The organism is Novosphingobium sp. BW1 (assembly GCF_008107685.1).
Classification (GTDB): domain Bacteria; phylum Pseudomonadota; class Alphaproteobacteria; order Sphingomonadales; family Sphingomonadaceae; genus Novosphingobium.
Genome location: NZ_VIRF01000078.1, coordinates 284440 through 304240, shown reverse-complemented (window position 1 = coordinate 304240; position 19801 = coordinate 284440). Strand labels below are relative to the sequence as shown.

General features: G+C 66.0%; 17 protein-coding genes. 11 read left to right on the top strand and 6 right to left on the bottom strand.

What is annotated here, in order from left to right:
* The first annotated feature begins 81 nt into the window (after positions 1-81).
* The 7 genes from FMM79_RS13725 to trxA all read left to right on the top strand — a co-directional run bounded on the left by FMM79_RS13725 (position 82) and on the right by trxA (position 11551).
* Entirely contained in the window at positions 82-2439 is a 2358-nt protein-coding gene (locus tag FMM79_RS13725; RefSeq protein WP_148627997.1) for a PAS domain-containing sensor histidine kinase, read from the top strand.
* On the top strand, positions 2436-2900 hold the full coding sequence (gene tsaE, locus FMM79_RS13720) for a tRNA (adenosine(37)-N6)-threonylcarbamoyltransferase complex ATPase subunit type 1 TsaE (RefSeq protein WP_148627996.1): 465 nt from the start codon (positions 2436-2438) through the stop codon (positions 2898-2900). Before FMM79_RS13725 ends, tsaE begins: the two co-directional genes overlap by 4 nt.
* Positions 2897-3895: an aminoglycoside phosphotransferase family protein gene (locus FMM79_RS13715; RefSeq protein WP_148627995.1), complete on the top strand. Its 999-nt coding sequence runs from the start codon at positions 2897-2899 to the stop codon at positions 3893-3895. The genes tsaE and FMM79_RS13715 overlap by 4 nt, the downstream gene beginning before the upstream one ends.
* On the top strand, positions 3892-4617 hold the full coding sequence (locus tag FMM79_RS13710) for a nucleotidyltransferase family protein (protein ID WP_148627994.1): 726 nt from the start codon (positions 3892-3894) through the stop codon (positions 4615-4617). Before FMM79_RS13715 ends, FMM79_RS13710 begins: the two co-directional genes overlap by 4 nt.
* Positions 4610-7654, top strand: coding sequence for a double-strand break repair protein AddB (addB, locus tag FMM79_RS13705; protein WP_240339177.1), 3045 nt, complete (start codon positions 4610-4612; stop codon positions 7652-7654). Before FMM79_RS13710 ends, addB begins: the two co-directional genes overlap by 8 nt.
* Positions 7651-11151 carry a double-strand break repair helicase AddA gene (gene addA / locus FMM79_RS13700; RefSeq protein ID WP_148627993.1) on the top strand — a complete coding sequence of 1167 codons (3501 nt, stop codon included), beginning with the start codon at positions 7651-7653 and terminating at the stop codon, positions 11149-11151. Before addB ends, addA begins: the two co-directional genes overlap by 4 nt.
* A gap of 79 nt (positions 11152-11230) precedes the next feature.
* Positions 11231-11551, top strand: coding sequence for a thioredoxin (trxA, locus tag FMM79_RS13695; protein WP_039392795.1), 321 nt, complete (start codon positions 11231-11233; stop codon positions 11549-11551).
* 66 nt (positions 11552-11617) lie between these two features.
* Here trxA and FMM79_RS13690 read toward each other — a convergent pair whose 3' ends face one another.
* The 3 genes from FMM79_RS13690 to argJ are packed head-to-tail and all read right to left on the bottom strand — an operon-like array spanning position 11618 to position 14314.
* Positions 11618-12427, bottom strand: a complete 810-nt coding sequence (locus FMM79_RS13690) for an inositol monophosphatase family protein (protein WP_148627992.1) — start codon at positions 12425-12427, stop codon at positions 11618-11620.
* 23 nt (positions 12428-12450) lie between these two features.
* Positions 12451-13074: a glutathione S-transferase family protein gene (locus FMM79_RS13685; protein ID WP_148627991.1), complete on the bottom strand. Its 624-nt coding sequence runs from the start codon at positions 13072-13074 to the stop codon at positions 12451-12453.
* 13 nt (positions 13075-13087) lie between these two features.
* Positions 13088-14314: a bifunctional glutamate N-acetyltransferase/amino-acid acetyltransferase ArgJ gene (argJ, locus tag FMM79_RS13680; RefSeq protein WP_148627990.1), complete on the bottom strand. Its 1227-nt coding sequence runs from the start codon at positions 14312-14314 to the stop codon at positions 13088-13090.
* 83 nt (positions 14315-14397) lie between these two features.
* On the opposite strand from argJ, the gene FMM79_RS13675 reads away from it, so the two are divergent.
* Both FMM79_RS13675 and secA read left to right on the top strand, forming a co-directional pair.
* The gene (locus FMM79_RS13675; protein WP_240339176.1) at positions 14398-14718 is read left to right on the top strand and encodes a hypothetical protein; all 321 of its coding nucleotides are present in this window, start codon (positions 14398-14400) and stop codon (positions 14716-14718) included.
* Between the two features lie 136 nt (positions 14719-14854).
* Positions 14855-17602, top strand: coding sequence for a preprotein translocase subunit SecA (gene secA / locus FMM79_RS13670; RefSeq protein WP_148627989.1), 2748 nt, complete (start codon positions 14855-14857; stop codon positions 17600-17602).
* A gap of 105 nt (positions 17603-17707) precedes the next feature.
* On the opposite strand, the gene FMM79_RS13665 is transcribed toward secA, so the two are convergent.
* The 3 genes from FMM79_RS13665 to FMM79_RS13655 form a co-directional block, all read right to left on the bottom strand.
* The gene (locus FMM79_RS13665; protein WP_148627988.1) at positions 17708-18115 is read right to left on the bottom strand and encodes a hypothetical protein; all 408 of its coding nucleotides are present in this window, start codon (positions 18113-18115) and stop codon (positions 17708-17710) included.
* A gap of 95 nt (positions 18116-18210) precedes the next feature.
* Entirely contained in the window at positions 18211-18657 is a 447-nt protein-coding gene (locus tag FMM79_RS13660; RefSeq protein ID WP_148627987.1) for a GFA family protein, read from the bottom strand.
* Between the two features lie 67 nt (positions 18658-18724).
* Complete coding sequence (locus FMM79_RS13655) at positions 18725-18940, bottom strand: hypothetical protein (protein WP_148627986.1); 216 nt, start codon at positions 18938-18940, stop codon at positions 18725-18727.
* A gap of 118 nt (positions 18941-19058) precedes the next feature.
* Between FMM79_RS13655 and FMM79_RS13650 the strand changes: the two genes are divergently transcribed.
* Complete coding sequence (locus tag FMM79_RS13650) at positions 19059-19334, top strand: hypothetical protein (protein WP_162528514.1); 276 nt, start codon at positions 19059-19061, stop codon at positions 19332-19334.
* 50 nt (positions 19335-19384) lie between these two features.
* A complete protein-coding gene (locus FMM79_RS13645; RefSeq protein ID WP_148627984.1) occupies positions 19385-19756 on the top strand; it encodes a hypothetical protein in 372 nt (123 codons plus the stop codon).
* The last annotated feature ends 45 nt before the right edge of the window (positions 19757-19801 follow it).

The window sequence follows — 19801 nt, the reverse complement described above, 5'->3', positions numbered from 1 at the left end:
TTTGTTATCCGGCACAGTTTTGGGGTGGTCTTGCGGAGAGGGCATTGTCTTTGCGGGCCGTGCGCACCATAGCCGAGGGTGATGGAGACTGATCGTTTTCTGCCCCTCGTAGTCGGCATTCTGCTTGCGGCCTGGACGCTGGCGGCGGCTTGGGCGATCCTTGTCGCGCGCCGCCGCCAGAAGCGTGCGGAAATGCAGCTGCGTTCGGCCCGGCGCCTTGCCCGCATGATCGAGGAAAGCCCCGCGCTGCCGCTGCTTGTCCGCTCGGACGGCAGGATCGAAGCTTCGCCCCGGCTGGCGCAGTGGCTGGGACTCGATTCCGTGCCGCAGTACCTGACCGAACTCGATACCGGCGAGCGCGGCCTGCCCGCCGACAAGCTGACCGAACTGGCCGAGGCCGTGCGCCGCACCCAGAAGACGGCCTCACCGTTCCGGCTGGCCGCGACGCCGCGCAATTCCTCGCGCAGCCTGGCCCTGCGCGGGCACCTTGCCGATCCCCAGGTTTCGCCCGGCGGCGCGGCGCTTGTCTGGGTTTTCGACTTTTCCGAAAGCGAAAGCGAGCTCAGCCGTCTGCGGGAAGAGGCGGCCCGTGCGCGTGGCGATTTCAGCGCGCTCGTCTCGTTGATCGAGGCCGCGCCGATGCCGATGTGGTTCCGCCGCCCCGATGGGGCGCTGCAACTGGTGAACCGGGCCTATGTCGACGCCGTGGGTGGGCAGAGTGCGGAACAGGTCGTCAACTCGGGCATCGAACTGATCGAGACGGTGGAAGGCTTCACGCCCGGCGATGTCGCTTTGCAGGCCGCCGAGCGCAATGTGCCGGTCGAGCGTGTGGTCTCCACTACCATCGACGGCGCGCGCCGGGCGCTGCGCGTCTCCGATCTGCCGCTCGGCGGCGAGGGCGTCGCCGGGTATGCCGTCGACATCGAGGACATGGAAGATCTCTCGCGCTCGTTCCGGGCCTTCCGCGATGCCCAACGCGCACTCCTTGATCAGCTTTCGGCCGGTGTCGCCCAGTTCGACCGCCAGCGGCGCCTGTCCTTTGCCAACCAGCCCTTCCAGCGCATCTTCAACCTGCCTGCCAGCGCCGAGCACGACCCGCCCGCTTTCGAGCGTCTGCTCGATGCCGCGCGTGATGCCGGACGCGTGCCCGAAGTGCGCGATTTCCCGGCCTGGCGGCGTGAGAAGACGGCCTGGTTCCTTTCGGATGTCACTCGGGAAGAGGCCTGGACCCTGCCCGATGGCACCTACATGCGCATTGTCGCGCAGCCGCTTCCGGACGGCGGGCTGCTTGTCATTGCCGAGGATCGTACGGAGCAGTTGCGCCTTTCGGCGATGCGCGACACGCTGTTGCGCACGCGCACGGCCATTGTCGACAGCCTGTTCGAATCGATCGCCGTCTTTGCACCCGATGGCCGGATGCAGATCTGGAACCGGCGCTTTGCCAACGACTGGGGGTTGGAGAGCGATTTTCTCGACACCCACCCACACGTCGAGACCCTGCTCAAGAAGATCGCGCCGCGCCTTCGCCGCGGTGTCGAGGCTGAGAAGGTAGGCAACGTAGTGCGTGCCTCCACGCTCGACCGCACCCAGAAAGGCGGGCGCATCGCCCTCTCCGATGGGCGTATTCTTGAATTCGCGGGCGTTCCGCTGCCTGACGGGAACGGGCTTCTGGCCGTGCTCGACATCACCGATTCGCAAAAGGCCGAGGACGCCCTGCGCGAGAGTAACGCCGCGCTCGTCGAGGCCGACGCGATCAAGACGCGCTTTCTGGCGAGCATGAGCTATGAATTGCGCACGCCGCTGACCACCATCGGCGGCTTTGCCGAGATGCTGGATGCGGGAATCGGGGGCGAATTGAACGACAGTGGCAAGGAATATCTGGCCGCAATCCTGGCCTCGGTCGGCCAACTGGGTGAGCATATCGAGAGCCTGCTCGATCTTTCGCAAAGCGAGGCCGGTATGCTGCCGCTGCGTAAGGAGCCGGTCGACCTCATGCCCTTCCTGCGCAAGATCGCCGAAGAGCGCGCGGCCCGGCTCGATGCGATGGAGTTGACGCTCGATCTTCGCGGCGATGGCCTGCTGCGCCCGATCGAGGCGGACCGCAAGCGCCTCGCCCGGGCCGTTGGCGCGTTGCTCGACAACGCCATCGGCGCCTCGCCCAAAGGCGCGCGCATTCTATTACAAGCCACGCGCAAGAGAAGTGCAGCCGGCGGTGATGTCGTGCGCATCCAAGTCGAAGACAAGGGCGAGGGCATGGATGGCCGCACGCTGGCCCGCGCGCTCGACGGGATGAAAGTGAGCGCAGATGGCAAGAGCGTCGAGCGACGTCAGGGTCTTGGCCTGCCGCTCGCCCGCCAGCTGATCGAAGCGCATGGCGGGACCCTGACCCTGCAATCCGAACCTGGCCAGGGCACCCAGGCCCTTGTGGAGCTGCCATGACGACGACCATCGACCTTCCCGACATTGCCGCGATGGAGCGCCTGGGCATCGCAATCGCCAAGGCCCTGCGACCGGGCGACGTGGTCGCGCTCGAAGGCGGACTTGGCGCGGGAAAGACTACGCTGGCGCGCGCTATCGTTGCGGGGCTTGGCCATGACGGCGAAGTTCCATCGCCCAGCTTTGCGATCATCGAGCTCTACGAGCCGGGGCCGGACGGGACGGGTGTACGTCTGCCACTGGTCCACGCCGATTTCTACCGGCTCGAACATCCCGACGAAGCCTACGAGATCGGTCTCGATGAATACCGCGAGGGCGCGGCCCTCATCGCAGAATGGCCCGATCATGCGGGTGGTTTCGGGCATGAGCCCGGTTGCCTCACGATTGCGCTGGAAGTTGCGGATGCGGGGCGCTTGGCCATTGCCCGGGGTGGTTCGGATTGGCTAGGGCGGATGCCGAAATGACAGACGCTGGTGTGACAGGCCCTGAAGGGCTCGATTCGTTTGTGGCCAAGGCTGGCTGGGGTGACGCGCGCGTGGAGCCGCTGCCCGGCGATGCCTCATTCCGCCGCTATTTCCGCTTGCGCCGGGGTGAGGGCGCCTCGGCCATGCTGATGCACGCGCCGCCGCCCAACGAGGACCCGGTGCCGTTCCTGCGTGCTGCGCGCTGGCTTGACGGCAATGGCCTGCGCCCTCCGCATGTCCTCGCCGAGGACGCTGAACAGGGGTTCGTGCTGCTGGAGGATTTCGGCGATGCGCGCGTGCGTGACTACCTTGATGAATGGCCTGGTGATGAAATGGCGATCTACACCGGCGCGGTCGACGCGCTGGTGCAGCTTCATGCGCTTCCGGGCGGCCCGTTCAACGACTACACGCTGAGCGAGTACCTGCGCGAGACGAGGCTCTTTACCGAGTGGTACGTGCCTGCGCAGAAGCTCTACGTCGATGTTGAAGGCTACGCCAAGGCCTGGGAGACGGTGCTTGCCGATCTCCTGCCGCGTCAGCGCCCGGGCGTAGCGGTCCTGCGCGATTACCACGCGGAAAACATCATGCTTCTGGGCTCGCTGGAAAAGCAGGGCCTGCTGGATTTCCAGGACGCGCTGGTCGGGCACCGCGCCTACGATCTCGTCTCGCTCTTGCAGGACGCGCGCCGCGACGTCTCGCCCGAAGTTGAGCAGGCCATGATCTCGCATTACGTGCGGGCGACCGGGTGCGATGCCGAGGTGCTCCTGGCCGACTATGCCCGCCTTGGCGCCCAGCGTAACGCCAAGATCGTGGGTATTTTCGTGCGTCTTTGGAAACGCGACGGCAAACCGCGTTACCTCGACATGATCCCGCGTGTTTGGGCACATCTCGAACGCGATCTCGCGCACCCCGCGCTGGCCCCCGTTGCGGACTGGTTTGCATCCAACATTCCGGCCGAATTGCGCCAGGCAAAGGGCGGGAGCTTCGCGCTGTGAGTTGCGCGCATCTTGCCAGCGACACCGCGATGATCCTCGCGGCAGGTATGGGCAAGCGGATGCGTCCGCTCACCGCGACCCAGCCCAAGCCGCTCGTGCGCGTGGCCCACAAGGCGCTGATCGACCACGCGCTCGACAAGCTCGAGGGGGCCGGAATCGCGCAGGCCCTAGTCAATGTCCACTACATGGCCGACGCGCTGGAGGGGCACCTTGCCGTGCGCAAGGCGGGCCCGAAGACGGTCATTTCCGACGAACGGGCGCAGCTTCTGGAAACGGGTGGCGGCATGGTCCATGCCGCCGACAAGCTGCCCGATCCCTTCTTCTGCCTCAACAGCGACAATATCTGGCTCGATGGACCCGAGAACGTCTTTGCCGAACTCTCGAACGGCTGGGACCCGGAGCGCATGGACGCGCTCTTGCTGATGGTGCCCCACGCGCGGGCCCGCAACTATAGGGGAGAGGGAGACTTCCACCTCGACGCCGAGGGCCGGGTTTCGCGCCGCAAGCCGGGCCGTGTTGCGCCGTTCATCTACACCGGCATCCAGATCGTTTCGAAGCGCCTCTTGCGCGATGCGCCGCAAGGCCCGTTCTCGACCAATATTCTGTGGAGCCGGGCCATCGAGGAAGGTCGTCTCTTCGGCATCTCGCATCAGGGCGAGTGGTTCGAGGTGGGCGAGCCCAGCGCGATCAAGCCGACCGAAGAGTATCTCATTGGTGCCTGATCTGTTTGCGGCGGGGGACGAGACTTCGCCCAGTGTCTATTCGATTGCCGCCCACCGCGGGTTTGCCGATGCGCTCGTGGCAGGTCTCGTGCCACGCTACGCGGTTGCGGATATGGGCCTTGCGCGGCTGACCCTGCTGCTCCCCAGCCGCCGCACCGTGCGCACGGTGACCGAGGCCTTCGTGCGCTATGCGGGCGAGCAGGGGCTGGGAGCCGAGGTGGCCGACGACGCGCGCGCACCTGCGGGCATGCTGTTGCCGCGCATGGCGGTGGTGGGCGATCTTGATCTCGACGAGGCGCTCGGGCCCTTGCTTGATCCGCTGGGTGCGGCGGACATTCCGCCTGCGTGCGATCCGACGCGGCGCTGGCTGCGCCTTGCCCACTACCTGCGCCATGTTGAAGGCGATGCGGCGGGGAAGGGACCTGCGCTCCTGCGCCGTGCGTTCGAACTTGGCAGCACGATGGATCGCCTTCTGGTCGAGGGCATCGCGCCAATCGATCTCCTCTCCGACGAGGTGGTCGCTATCGTTGGTGACCTTTCGAAGCACTGGGAGGACAATACCCGCAGCTTCCTCAAGGTCCAGCAGTTCTGGATCGCCGAACTGGCGGGGCGCGGCGAGATCGATGCGCCTGAGCGGCGCAACCGTCTCTTCGCCCACGCCGCCGAAAGCTGGGCGACGAACCCGCCCGAATTTCCGATCGTTGCGGCCGGTGTCACCAGCGCTTCGCCCGCGCTTGCCCGCCTGCTGCGGGTGGTGAGCGAACTGCGCGATGGCGCGGTGATCCTGCCCGATCTTGACCTAGGCCTTGATCCGGAGGTCTGGGATGAACTGGGCAGCGCCGGCAAGCCGGCCGAGCCCGAGGATCCGCCGCTCGGTCGTCACGACGCGGTCACGCACCCCCAGTATCACCTGAAGCTCCTGCTCAACCGCATGGGCCTGTCGCGCTCGGACGTACGGCCCTGGCACCGCTCAGGGATGACGGCCTCCCCGCCCGAGCGCAAGGCTGCGATTTCCAACCTCTTCCTACCCCCGCGCGCCTCGGCGGCCTGGGTGAGCCTGCCCGCCGACAAGCGCCGCCTGTCCGACGTGCGGCTCATGGAGAGCGTCCATCCCGGCGAGGAGGCGCAGGCCATCGCGCTCCTCATCCGAGAGGCGCTGGAAACCCCCGAGCGCCGTGTCGCGCTGGTGACGCCGGACCGCGGGCTTGCCGCGCGCGTGGTGTCGCACCTCCAACGCTGGGGGATCACCGCAGACGATACGGCAGGCCAGCCCCTGCCGCAGACGGCCGCCGGGCGCCTGTTCCTGCTGCTGGCCGAAGTGCTGGCCGAGCAGGGGGCCCCAGTTCCGCTCATCGCACTTCTTACCCATCCTTTGGCTGGTAGCGGCGAGGGCCGTGCGCGCTGGCTCGAATCCGCACGCCGTCTCGACCTGGCGCTGCGGGGGCCACGTCCGGCTGCAGGGCTCGCCCCGCTGGCTGCGCTCGCCAAGGAGAACCGGCTGGGCACATGGTGGGAGCAGGTCGAGGTCTGCCTTGCGCCCCTGTTCGCACTCTACGCTGCTGAGCCGCTTGAAAAGGCGCTGGGTGTCCTGACCGAAGCGACCGAGGCGCTGTGCGGCGAGAACCTTTGGACCGGGGCGGATGGCCGCGCGCTCAGTGCTTTCATCGAGGAACTGCGCGCCGGAGCCTCGGCGGCGGGCACGCTTGTCGACGCGCGCGATATCCACGCGGTGCTGCGCGATGCGATGGACCGCACCTCGGTCCGTCCGCCCTGGGGCGGTCATCCGCGCGTGTCCATCTACGGCCTTCTCGAAGCGCGCATGAGCCGTGCGGATCTGGTCATCTGCGGCGGCCTCACCGAAGGTGTCTGGCCCGCCAGCCCTTCGCAGGATTCGTTGCTGCCGCCAGCTGTTCTGCGTGCATTGGGCGTGCCGGGCGCGGACTTTCGCATCGGCCTTGCCGCGCATGACCTTGCCGCCGCGCTGGGCGCGCCCGAGGTGGTGTTGAGCTGGGCGCAGCGCGACGAGGGCGGTCCTGTCATCCCCTCGCGTTTTGTCCTGCGCGTGAAGGCGATGCTGGGCGATCAGGTGGGGCGTCATCTGGAGCGCGAGATCCCGCGTCTGGCCCGCCTGATCGACGATGCGCCTCGCGCCGCGCCTCACCCGCGCCCGCAGCCCATGCCCAGCGCCGAGCAACGGCGGGTTGCCGTCTCGGTCACCGGGCTCGACCGCCTGAGGGGGGACCCCTACCAGTTTTACGCCAGCGCGGTCCTCAAGCTGCGCAGCCTCGACAGTCTCGACGCCGAACCCAGCGCGGCCTGGCGCGGCGAGATCGCGCACCTGATCATGCAGAAGTGGCATGAGGCGGGCGAACCCAAGGAGGGCCTCCACGCCATTGCGCAAAAGGTGCTCGATGATGAGAGCGCCCACCCGCTGATGCGCGCCTTGTGGTGGCCGCGCCTGTCCGCCGCTCTGGAGACGTTCGAGGGTCTTGTCCTTGCGGGCCAGGAGGAGGGCCGTGAAGTCCTGGGTGTGGAAAAATGGGGCCGGATGGACTACCGCGACGTCACGATCCTGGGGCGGACCGACCGTCTCGATCGCAAGGCTGACGGCACTATTGCGGTGGTCGACTACAAAACCGGCCAGCCGCCTTCGGGCACGCGCGTCGAGGAAGGCTTCGCACTCCAGCTTGGCGTGACTGGCCTTATCGTTGAGGCAGGCGGCTTCGAGGGTGTCGCGGGCGATGTTACGGGCTTTGAGTACTGGTCGATGGCCAAGGCCAAGGATGGTTCGATCGGCTACATGAACGAGCCGGTGCGCGAAGGGCGCAAGAAGTCGGGCCTCCTGCGTGAAGAGTTCCTCGACCGCACGCGCGAGTATCTGGATGATGCGCTGAACCGCTGGATTCTGGGCAATGAGCCGTTTACCGCGCGCCTCAACCCCGACCTTGATCTCTATTCCGATTACGACCAGCTGATGCGCCTCGATGAATGGATTACCGGGCTGGGCAAGCCCGCCCGCAAGGAGGACACCCCATGAGCGGTCCGGCCAAGGTCTACCCGCTGCACGGCAACCAGATGCCTGCGGTGAACCCGCTCGACACTGTGTGGCTTTCTGCCTCGGCGGGGACGGGCAAGACGCAGGTGCTTTCTTCGCGCGTGCTGCGCCTGCTGCTCCAGCCGGGGATCTCACCTTCGCAGATACTGTGCCTGACCTTTACCAAGGCGGGCGCGACCGAGATGGCTGCGCGCATCAACGGCACGCTCGCCGAATGGGTTCGCATGGAGGACATCGAGCTTTTCCCGCGCCTTGAAGCCATCGGCGCGCCTACCGATGCCGCCACCATGGCGCGGGCGCGCACGCTCTTTGCCGCCGTGCTCGATTGTCCGGGCGGCGGACTTCGTATCGACACCATCCACGCCTTCTCACAGTGGCTGCTCGCAACCTTCCCGTTGGAAGCCGACCTCATTCCCGGCAGCCGGCCGATGGAGGACCGCGAACGCACTCTGCTGGCCAAACAGGTCCTCGCCGATCTTCTGGTGGAAGCCGAGGAGGACCCGCTCGGCGATCCGCAGCTGCTCGATGCGATCTCGGCGCTGTCGCTGCGCCATGGTCCCGACGCAGTGGTCGGCTTCCTGTTGCGCTGCGCAGGCGCGCGCGAGGTCTGGTTTGGGCCCGGAAGCTGGCAGGCGGGAGACATGCGCGCGCATGTCCTGCGCCTGCTGGACCTTCCCCCGCAGGCCGATGCTGACATGCTGGCCGAGCTGTGCTCGGACACCCGTTTTGACGTGGCTTCGCTGCGCCGCTGCATGGAGGTGAACCACGAGTGGGGCACCAAGACCGGCCTGGAAGCGGTCGACCGGATCAGCGAGTGGCTGCTGGGCAACCCGACCCAGCGCGCGGCCTCCATCGACGAGATGGCCAAGGCCTTCCTCACCCAGAAGGGTGAGCCCAAGGCCAGCAAATCGCAGGACAAGATCGAGCCGTCCTATCCCGATTACGCCGCGCGCGTGGTGGCGGGGATCGAAGGCGTGCGCACTATGCGCGCCATGCTTGACCTCGTCGATCACCTCGTGCCCTCGCTGCGGCTTGGCCGGGCCTTTGCGATTGCCTGGGACGAGGCGAAGAGCCGCGAGGGCCTGATCGACTTCGACGATCAGATCCGCCGTGCCGCCTCGCTCCTCAAGGACAAGGCCCAGGCCGACTGGATCCGCTATAAGCTTGACCGGCAGTTCGACCACATCCTCGTCGACGAGGCACAGGACACGAACGAGCAGCAGTGGGACATCATCTTCGCGATGGCCGAGGAGTTCTGGGCGGGCGCGGGCCAGCACGAGGACCGGCTGCGCACGCTCTTCGTCGTGGGGGACTACAAGCAGGCGATCTTCCGCTTCCAGGGCACCAGCCCGGAAAACTTCCGCAAGGCCGCGGGGCGCGTGCGCAACCTGATGCGCGCCGCCGCGCGCAACGCCGCGCAACTTCGCGCCGAATACGAACCGCGTGAGATGCAGGAACTGGGTCTGGAACGCAGTTTCCGGACAGCCCAGCCGGTCCTCGATTTCGTCGACCAGGCGATTGCCGGAATTGGCCACGAACGTTTCGGCCTCGACCGGGCCGCGCAGCGCCATCAGGGCGAGGAGCGCCCGGGCTACGTTGCACTGTGGCGTCCGGTCGGCTTTGACACGGGCGAGAACGAGGGGGCACCGGAGGACCCCGGCGAGGGGGACGAAGGCGAGGAGACCTGGCTCTCCGGCCCCAATCGCCAGATGGCCGACCGTATCGCGCAGCAGGTGCGCGAGTGGCTCGATCCGCATGGCGATGGGTTCACACTCTCCAAGGGCAAGGTCCGCCGCGCGACCGCCGGCGACATTATGGTTCTGGTGCGCCAGCGCAAGGAGCTGGCCGGGCTCATTGTCGCGCGCCTCCATGCCGCGGGCGTGGATGTCGCGGGCGTTGACCGCCTGCGCCTGGGCGCGCCGCTCGCGGTCAAGGACCTGGTCGCGGCGCTGCGCTTTGCCGCCCAGCCGCTCGACGACCTAAATCTCGCCAGCCTGCTCGTCTCTCCACTTGTCGGCTGGAGCCAGGAGCAACTTCTGGCGCATGGCTATCGCGACAAGCACGTGCGCTTGTGGGACCACCTGCGCGCCTCTTCGGATGGCGAGGTTGGGCGCACGTTGCTCCAGTTGGGCGAATTGCTTGCGCTGGCCGATTACGAGGCGCCCCATGCGCTGCTCCAGTGGCTGCTCGTCGGTCCCTGGAGGGCGCGGCGCAAGTTGATCGCCCGGCTGGGCAGCGAGGCGGGCGATCCCATCGACGAACTGGTGAACGCCGCGCGCGCGTATGCGGTGACCGACACGCCCAGTCTTGCGGGTTTCCTTGCCTGGTTCGAGGCGGGCGATGGCGAGCTGAAGCGCGAGGCGGACAACGCAGGCGGGCAGGTGCGCGTCATGACCGTGCATGGCTCCAAGGGCCTGCAGGCGCCTATCGTGATTCTGGCCGATGCCACCGGCAATCCCGAAAGCGCGCGCGAAAGCGGGATTTCGCTGCCCGATCCGCGCGACAAGAACCGGCGCATCCCGTTCCCCCCGCTCTCCAAGGCGGAGAAGGTCGGGCCGGTGGCCGAGGAAATCGCGCAGGCGCGCGAGGCGGATGAGCAAGAGCATTGGCGCCTCCTCTACGTCGCCATGACCCGCGCCGAGGAAGCGCTTTTCGTAGGCGGAGCGCTGGGGCCGCGCGACAAGGGCCAGCCTGCGCCCAAGAGCTGGTATGCGCAGCTGCGCACGCTGTTCGAAGGGCAGGAGGAAGAGGCCGACGCGATCTGGGGTGGAGCCTTCACGCAAGGTTTGCTTGGCCCCTTCGTGCCGATGCGCGCGGCACCTGCCGAACTTCCCTTGCGCGCGCCTCTGCCCGAGTGGACCGGCCGTGCACCGGCGGCCGAACCGCGTCCGCCGCGCCCGCTCGCGCCCTCGGCGCTGGGTGAGGAAGATGCGCCCGATCCGCCGTTCCCACCGGGCGCGGGGCAGCAGGCCGCGCGGCGGGGCACCGTGCTGCACGCGCTTCTGGAGCGGCTTCCCGCGCTTGCGCCCGAACTGCGCGAGGCCGAGGCCGAACGCTGGCTCAAGCGCAATGCGAAAGACCTGCCGACAGAGATGCGCAGTACGATCCTGGCTGATGCCCTGGGCGTGGTGGCCAACCCGCAATGGGCCGAGATCTTCGGGCCGGACAGCCTCGCCGAAGTGCCGGTGGCCGCCATCGTCGGCGGACAGGTGGTGGCGGGCACGATTGACCGGCTGGTGATTGGCCCTGACAGGGTGCGGCTGGTCGACTACAAGACGTCGCGCCGTCCGCCCGCGTCGTTGGCCGAGGTCCCGCGCGGGGTTTTGCGCCAGATGGCGGCCTATGCCGCCGCGCTTGAACAGACCTTCCCGGGCCGCGATGTCGAGGTCGGCATTCTCTATACCTCGAGTCCCCGGCTCATCGAAGTTCCCGCCGGTGTGCTCGATGCGCACAAGCCCGCCTTGGCGGCGACGCAGTAAAGCTTTCGGTCCCAGCCGTTGCCAGCGGCGGTTTCATCCCTAGATTGACGATCAAACACCGTTTCGAGGAGTTCTCCCAATGCCCACGATTGCCGTAACCGATTCCAGCTTCGAAGATGACGTCCTCAAGTCCGAGACGCCCGTTCTCGTCGATTTCTGGGCCGACTGGTGCGGTCCGTGCAAGATGATCGGCCCGGCTCTCGAAGAGATCTCGGACGAGCTCGACGGCAAGGTCAAGATCGCCAAGATGGACATCATGGCCAACACCGAAGTGCCCGGCCAGATCGGCGTCAAGTCGATCCCGCTGATGGTGCTGTTCAAGAACGGCGAAGCCGTTGCCCAGAAGCTCGGTGCCGCGCCCAAGAACGCGCTCAAGGGCTGGATTGAAAGCGAGATCTGATCGCGTCGATCCGAGCGCCCTTCAGGGTTTTAGGGAACCCCTTCCGCGCTTCGGCACGGGAGGGGTTCAGTGCATCTGGAGGGCAAACTTGGCAAAGTCTGCCCACAGCTCGGGCGAGGCGGCGCCGACAAGATCGCGCCGTTCGTATTCGTTCACCCGGTAGGGCGTGCCATCGGGACGTGCGGCCATGCCGCCCGCTTCGTTGAGGAACAGGACGCCCGCGGCGTGGTCCCAGGGAAGCGTGCGGTTGAACATCGAGACATCGTTGGTGCCCAGCACCAGGCGCGGGTATTGCTCGGCCGCACAGCGCGGGATGTCGACGAGCGTGTAGTGCGGGGCGGCCAGCGCCATGAATTTCTCGCGCATGCCATCGTTCATGAACAGCGTGGAAATTGCCGCGACGGGCGGGGTCTCACCGCTGGTGCGCGCTTTGATGCGGTAATCGCCAATATGCGCGCCCTTGCCGAGGCCTGCGTGGCAGAAGCGTCCGGTTAGCGTGTCGAGGATCCAGCCGCCAATGGTTTCGCCCTTGTCGGCGAGCGCAACAAGCACGCCGAAGGGGGCTTTCCCTTGCGAGAAGTTCATCGTCCCGTCGAGCGGGTCCACAATCCAGCACAGGTTGTCCTTGAGCTTCTCCATGACCGTGGGATCGGCGGCGACGGCCTCTTCGCCCACGACGCAGGCTTCGGGCAGGATTTGTGAGAGGCGCGCGGTCAGGATCGCCTCGCTTTCCTGGTCGGCGATAGTGACGACATCGTTCACCCCCTTGTCCATGATCTGGTCGAGTTCGAGCTTGCGGTAGCGCGCCTTGATGGCCCGGTCCGAGGCTTCGCGCATGACGGTTTCGACGGCGCGGGTCAGGGCAGGGGTGATCATGGGAGGGACCTTTCGGGTCTGGCTCAGGAGAGGGGGAGGGCGACGTGCTCTAGGTAGGCCGGGCGTTCCAGCAGACGCTGGTACCAGGCATGAACGTGCGGGAGTTTGGCGGTTTCCGGCGCGAGCGTGAACCACGAGTGGATGAACGGGCCCATCGCGATGTCACCGACGCCGATCTGGTGGCCCGAGAGCCACGGCGTTGTCGCAAGCTGCGTGTCCAGCACCGCCAGCAGGCGCGCGCAGGCGGCCTTGGAAGCTGCAATGGCGGCGGCCTCGCGCTGATCTTCGGGCGTGCGCACGAGGCCGAGGTACATGTCCTTTTGCGCCGCGCCATAGCCCGTCTGCCAGTCCAACCAACGTTCGGCCAACGCGCGGTCGATGGGATCGGCCAGGTACCAGCGCGGGCCGCCGTATTCGGCCGCCATGTAGCGCACGATGGTGTTCGATTCCCACAAGGTCAGCTTGCCGTCCGCGATGGTCGGGATCAGCCCGTTGGGGTTGTGCGCCAGGTATTCCTCGGAGAAGCCGAAGGACCCGCCCATATCGATGCGCGTGAAAGCAAGTCCCAGTTCGGCGGCGAACCAGACTACCTTCTTCACGTTGTGCGAATCGGGGCGCCCCCAGATGCGGAAGAAAGGCTCGGTCATGGGGTGCAGAGCCTTAACTTCGGTAGTCGGCGTTGATCGAGATGTAGCCATGCGTGAGGTCGCAGGTCCACACCGTCGCCTGCCCGTCGCCAAGGCCCAGGTCTACCTCGATGGTGACGTCCTGGCCCTTGAGGTGCGCGGCCACGGGGGCCTCATCATAGTCGGCGAGCGGCAGGCCTTCCTTAGCGGCCCAGGTGCCCCCGAAACCGATCGATAGCGTGTCGCGGTTGGCCGGTTCGCCAGCCTTGCCCACCGCCATGACGACGCGGCCCCAGTTCGCGTCTTCGCCTGCGATGGCGGTCTTGACCAGCGGCGAATTGGCAATCGCCATGCCGACCTTGCGCGCGCTCTCGTCCGAGACCGCGCCCGTGACCGAAACTTCGATGAACTTGTTGGCGCCCTCGCCATCGCGCACGACGAGGTGGGCAAGCTGGCGGCACACGTCCTGTATGGCAGCGGCAAAGGCATCGGCGCCCGGGCTCTGCGCGGTGACGAGCGGCGCATTGCCCGCCGCACCGGTCGCAAAGGCGAGCACGGTGTCGCTGGTCGATGTGTCGGAATCGACCGTGATGCACGAGAAGCTGCGCAGGTTTGCCGCCGACAGGCACTCCTGAAGGAACGCCGGCTCCGCGGCGGCATCGGTGAAGATGTAGCCCAGCATCGTTGCCATATCGGGCGCGATCATGCCCGACCCCTTGATGATGGCGCCCAGCGTCACCTCGGTGTCGCCGATCATGGCGGTTGCGGTGGCGCCCTTGGCGAAGGTGTCGGTCGTCCCGATGGTGTTCGCGGCCTCTTCCCAGGTGCAGGGCGCGGCGGAGAAGGCCTTTTCGACACCCTCGCGCGCCTTGTCCTTGGGAAGCGGTACGCCGATTACGCCGGTCGAGGAGACGAACACTTCCTCGCGCGGACAGCCGAGGTTGCCGGCCACCTGGTCCATGATCTGCTCGACCGCCGCGCGTCCACGATAGCCGGTAAAGGCATTGGAATTGCCCGCATTCACCACCAGAGCGCGGGCGGTGCCCCGCTTCACGTTCTCACGGCCGATCTCGACCTCTGGCGAACAGCATAGGTTCTTGGTGAAGACGCCTGCGACTGTGGTCCCTTCGATAAAGGTCACGTAGGTGAGGTCGCAGCGGCCCCAGTCCTTGTACCCCGCGCGCACGACATGCGGTGTTACGCCTGCAATGGCAGGCATTTCGGGGAAGGGCTGGGCGAGCGGGCTGACGGGATGACTCATGGAAAAAGCGCCTAGCGCATGGCCCCGCAAGGTCAAGTATCGGCGAGGAAGCGGCCGAAATTTGGGACCAATTGCGCTTGGTGGTGGACAGTAGTGATGAGGGTTACTATCTCCCCGGCATGGCCAATCGCCTGCTATTGACCCTGCTCGCCCTCCTGACGGGCCTTGCCGCCCATGCCGAGGCGCCGCAGGCGCGTGCCGGTCAGGTGCCCTCGGCGCAGCAGGTGGCGCTTCTGGTCGAGACCGGACAGGCAAGGGCGCCTCGTGCGCCCGTGGCGCTGGCCCGCCTTCCCGAACCGGGGCTTCGCAACACGCGCCTTGTCGCGCTTTCGGCCCAGCCGGGACAGCCCGCTGCGCCGCGCGTGGTGGCCGCGCAGACCGGGATTGACCGCGCGCGCGAATAACGCGCCCAGCCGACATGAATTTCGCCGCCCCACCGGAGCGGCCTTTTCCGCGTGCGCTTGCCGTCCTGTGTGAGGGATTTTCGCGCCGCGTGATCACCGCATATTCCAAATTCTCCTAAAAACAGGGATTCCCGCCATGCTCGGCGCACTCGTCAAGAACATCTTCGGCTCGTCCAACGAGCGCTACGTCAAGTCTTTGCGCAAGGTCGTTGACCAGATTACCGCGTTCGAACCCGCCATCGAGGCGATGAGCGACGAGGAACTCGCCGCGCAGACCCCCAAGTTCCGCGAGATGCTCGCGAACGGTTCGACGCTCGATGACCTGCTTCCGGAAGCCTTCGCCACCGTGCGCGAAGCCTCGCGCCGCGTGTTCGGCATGCGCCACTTCGATGTGCAGATGATCGGCGGCATTGTCCTCCACCGCAGCGAGATCGCGGAAATGCGCACGGGTGAGGGCAAGACTCTTGTGGCAACGACCGCCACCTACCTTAACGCGCTGGAAGGCAAGGGCGTCCACGTCATCACCGTGAACGATTACCTTGCCCGCCGCGACGCGGAGGAAATGGGCCGCCTGCACAATTTCCTGGGCCTCACCATCGGCGTCATCGTTCCCAACCTCGACGAGTTCCAGCGCCGCGAGGCCTACGCCGCGGACATCACCTACGGCACAAACAATGAATTCGGGTTCGACTACCTGCGCGACAACATGAAGCACGAGCGCAGTCAGATGGTGCAGCGCGACTTCAACTTCGCCATCGTCGATGAGGTCGATTCGATCCTGATCGACGAGGCGCGCACCCCGCTCATCATCTCGGGGCCCACCGACGACAAGTCCGAGCTCTACATCGCGGTCGACGCGGTGGTGAAGCAGCTCTCGGATGAGGACTACGAGAAGGACGAGAAGACCAAGAACATCACGCTGACCGAGGACGGCGTGGAAAAGGTTGAGCGCATTCTCGAGGCCGAAGGGCTGCTGGTAGGTTCCAACCTCTACGACGTAGAGAACACGCAGGTCGTCCATCACCTCGACCAGGCCCTGAAGGCCGTGGTCATGTTCAAGCGCGACACCGACTACATCGTGAAGGACGACAAGGTCGTCATCATCGACGAGTTCACGGGCCGTATGATGGACGGACGTCGCTGGTCGAACGGCCTGCACCAGGCCGTTGAGGCCAAGGAAGGCGTCAAGATCGAGCCGGAGAACCAGACGCTCGCCTCGATCACTTTCCAGAATTACTTCCGCATGTACCCCAAGCTTTCGGGCATGACCGGAACCGCGGCGACCGAAGCGGCCGAGTTCTTCGACATCTACAAGATGAACGTCGTTACCATCCCGACGAACAAGCCGATTGCGCGCATCGACGAGGAAGACGAGTTCTACAAGAACACGATGGACAAGTTCGCGGCCATCGCGAAGCTGATCCGAGACAAGCACGAGATCGGGCAGCCGGTGCTGGTGGGCACGGTCTCGATTGAGAAGTCGGAACTGCTCTCGGACTTCCTTAACAAGGAAGGCGTGAAGCACTCGGTCCTCAACGCCCGCTTCCACGAAATGGAAGCGCACATCGTGGCGCAGGCGGGCCGTCTTGGCGCGGTGACCATCGCCACCAACATGGCCGGTCGCGGCACTGATATCCAGCTGGGCGGCAACCTTGAGTTCCGTATCGAGGCCGAGCTCGCCGACATGCCCGAAGGCCCCGATCGCGAAGCCGGAGTTGCCCGCATCAAGGAGGAAATCGCGGCTGAGAAGGCGCAGGTGCTGGAAGCTGGCGGCCTGTGCGTGATCGGCACCGAGCGCCATGAAAGCCGCCGTATCGACAACCAGCTGCGCGGCCGTTCGGGCCGTCAGGGCGACCCCGGCCTTTCCAAGTTCTACTTGTGCCTTGAAGACGATCTCCTGCGCATCTTCGGCCCCGACACGCTGTTCTCCAAGATGATGAACAGCAACCTCGCCGATGGTGAGGCGATCGGTTCCAAGTGGCTCTCCAAGGCAATCGAGACCGCGCAGAAGAAGGTTGAGGCGCGCAACTACGAAGTGCGCAAGCAGGTCGTCGAATACGACGATGTGATGAACGATCAGCGCAAGGTCATCTATGAGCAGCGCTCGGACATCATGGACGCAGAGGCGCTTGACGACGTCGTGCTCGACATGCGCCACGACACGGTCAACACGCTCGTGGCCGAGGCCTGCCCGCAAGGTTCTTACCCCGAGCACTGGAACCTCGAGGGTCTCAAGGAACGCGCGAAGGAAATCCTGGGCGTCGAGGCCCCCATCGATGCGTGGGTCGAGGAAGACGGCATCGATCCCGAAGGTATCGAGGAGCGCCTTGCGGAACTGGCCGACGCGCACATGACCGCCAAGATGGAGAAGGACGACCCCGCGATCTGGCGCCAGGTCGAGAAGTCGATCCTGCTCGATCGTCTGGACCACCACTGGAAGGACCACCTCGCGACGCTCGACGCGCTGCGCCAGGTCGTGTTCCTGCGCGCCTACGCGCAGAAGACCCCGATCAACGAGTACAAGCAGGAGGCCTTCGGCCTGTTCGACTCCATGCTCTCGGCCATCCGTGAGGACGTGACCCGCATCCTGGCGATCAGCGAACTGCGCATGCCCGAGCCGATCCAGGAGCCGAGCCTGCCCGAACTTCCCGACTTCCTGACCGGCCATATCGATCCGCTGACGGGCCTCGACAATTCGAACGACGGCGACGGTTCGGCGCTCAACCCGGCGCTGTTCGGCTCGCTTGCGGGCAGTCCGCAGGCAACGGCTAGCCCGGGCGGTACGGCCGAGAATCCCTATGCGGACATGGACCTAAGCCGCAACGCGCCATGCCCTTGCGGTTCGGGCAACAAGTACAAGCACTGCCACGGCGCGCTCGTCTGAGGGCACGACTGACTGGCTGGATAGGACGAAGGCTCGGCTTCCGCAAATCGTGGGGGGGCGGGCCTTCGTGTATTTGCAGGGGCTAGATCGGGCAGTCGGCGCGTCTCAGACCGGCATATCGATGAAGGTGCCGTGCGCGATGGTGTGGAGGTAGCTGTCGGCGTCTTCCTGCCCATAGGCGCTTGCCACCAGGGGGATGGCACGCGCGCTGGCGCTGTCATCGAGCGTGGTCTTTGGCGGCTCCTGTGATGGCGCGAAAGTGCGCACCAGCGCCTGCCGGATCGCGCGGGCATCCTCGGCGCTCAGCTTGCCGGTCGCCACGTCGCTGTCGATGCGGCGGGCGAGCGCGGTGCGAAAGGCATCGGCATCGAGTGTGCGGGTGGCGATGGCGGCCGCTTCCTGGGTCAGATCGCGTATCTCGTTTTCGACATAGGCCACCCTTTGCGCGGCAAGTCCGCTTCCGCGCAGCAGGTTGGTAACTTCGGCCCCGGATACGACAGCACTTATGCTCATGTCCCTCACCTCGCGTTTCCCGTCGTTCGCATGATGGCACCGCAAAAAGATTGCAAAGGTGCAAGCGCGGCATTCCGCAGAGTTCCGGGGGACGCTCAGGTGAGCTCGTGGGTGACCGGGTCAAACGGGGGATAGAGAGCGTAGACTTCAAGGTCCGGGTCGAAATGATCCCAGGGCAGGGCGTCCTTGCCGTAGATCACGTTTTCCGGAGTGACTTCGCCGGGCTCGTCGAGCGATCCGGCCTGGACCATCACATTTTCGCCGGGCAGTGCGCCCGAGGTGAAGATACGCCCCCCGCAGGTGCCGCAAAAGTGGCGTGAAACCGCGCCGCCGCTCTCGCCGAAACTAATGTAGACGGCCGGCTCGCCCTCGATCTGGAGCTGGTCGCGTGGGATCCCGACGATGGTCGTGTGCCCGGTGCCGGTCGCCTTCTGGCAGTCCCGGCAACAGCACTGGGTTTCGAACAGACTGGGGCCCGTCACGCGGTACCGGATCGCGCCGCACAGGCATCCCCCGCCGTATTCACGGTTCGTTTTCAGCATCCCTTGTCCTCTTCCATTTCGGTTCTTGTCGTTTGGCGGCAAGGCTAACAGCGATGCTCCGGCCTGCCTACCGGCAACAAAACCCTTGGAACGCGACGCCCACTTCTAGGCCAAGTGTGCGCGGGCGCGGTGCGAAGACTTGGCGTGCGTCCAGCGAGGTGGCCAGCACCTGCTCGGGGTGGTGCGTGTCGAGGGCGTTGCGCAGGCTCAGTGACAGGTCCCAGCCGCCCCGCTTCACTCCCACCGCCACATCGAGGCTCGCCCGTGCAAGGGGTTCGGGCATAGCTCGATTGGAGGGTATTGAACTGCGAAGCGAAGCCGCTCGAGGCCACGGCATCGAGGCGTCCCCACAGCGTCGTTCCCGAGGCGAGGCGGCGCTCGTAGGCAAGACCGAGCGAGCCTTGCAACTCGATCCCGCAGCGGGCGAGGCCAAGGCGCAGGCCCACTTCGTAGCTGCGCAGCGATTCGGCGGCGTAGCTGCGGTTCTCCTCGCTCAGAGAGGGGGTGATGTTGAGCGGGCGTACCAGCAGGCTCGAGGCTGCATTGGCGCGGGCGGTGATGCTATCGACGCGGTCGCGCCGGGTTTCGGCAAAAAGCCCGAGGTCAGGGACGTGTGGGCGAGGGCTTCAGTGTGGAACCGCACTTCGCCGTTCGCGCTGGTGACCCACATCGGCTGATAGAGAATCGCGGGAAGACGCATCGAAACGAAGGCGCGATAGGCCTCCCATTGCGTCTGCGTACAGCTGGCGCCCTCGCCAAGCCCGGCATGGCGCAGGCAACTGGCGGGGTTGTCGACAAGCCCTGCAAGGATATCGCTGAAGTCGCTCTGGCGCATGACCTTCCAGCGGTAGAACGTCGCGAGCGCGGTCAGCGTGCCCTAGTCGCTACGCCAGTCGAGAGTGGCGTTGGCGAGATTGAGCGTGTTGGCATTGGGGGTTCGCACGGCAAGGTCGTTCTTTCGCGCGCCGTCGCGGTCACCGAAGAACCGCGCGCCATCGCTGGCGTCTCCTGGTCGAAGAACGAGAGCTTGAGGCCGAGATCGGACCTGGGCGTCCAGGCCAGGGTCAGGCGCGCGCCCTGGCGCTCGGTTCCGCCCTGATTGGCAGGAGCGAAGCGTGGGTGGTCGATATAGCCACCCGTAGTG